The 579-nt window shown below is 56.0% G+C and carries 1 protein-coding gene; it reads left to right on the forward strand.

Annotated elements, in window-relative coordinates; translation table 11 throughout:
- Nucleotides 1-248: 248 nt before the first annotated feature.
- Nucleotides 249-579, forward strand: a 331-nt coding sequence (locus tag ISO4_RS16885; protein WP_194856989.1) for an IS3 family transposase, incomplete at its 3' end; no start/stop codon positions are given.

Raw genomic sequence — 579 nt, forward strand, 5'->3', positions numbered from 1 at the left:
CCGGCCGAGGAGTTAAAAGAGCTGGATAGGCTGAAACGGGATAACGCACGCCTGAAGAAGGAGAACGACCTTCTAAAAAAGTGGCAACGGTATCTGGCGGATCAACATCAGAAAGGTTTGGATTCATCCAAGCCCACGGACGAGAACTAGGTGTCAGATACCTTTGCCGCTTGTTGGGCGTATCACGGAGTGGTTATTACGCTTGGTGTAAGCGTGAGGAGTCGCAGCAATCGCGGTCGAACCGTGACTTGCTGAAGAAAGTGCGGCAAATACACCGGGCCAACCTGGGCGTCTATGGTAGCCCAAGAGTGCACCAGGCCTTGCGCCGTGAGGGCATCAGCGTTGGTCGTAAACGTGTGGAAAGGCTGATGCGCGAGGCCTCGCTGATCGGGCGTGCTGGCAGGGTATACCGCCGAATCCCAGGCATTGAGCGCTTTTATGAGCGCCACAGGAACATCCGGTTGAATCAGCCCGCACCTACGGGGCTGAACCAGCAATGGGTCGCGGATCTCACCTATATCCGGGTTGGAAATGAGTGGCGATACCTGGCGGCTGTACTCGATGTGTATTCGCGAAAGG

This window comes from Alloalcanivorax venustensis ISO4 (assembly GCF_015356855.1).
Lineage (GTDB): Bacteria > Pseudomonadota > Gammaproteobacteria > Pseudomonadales > Alcanivoracaceae > Alloalcanivorax > Alloalcanivorax venustensis.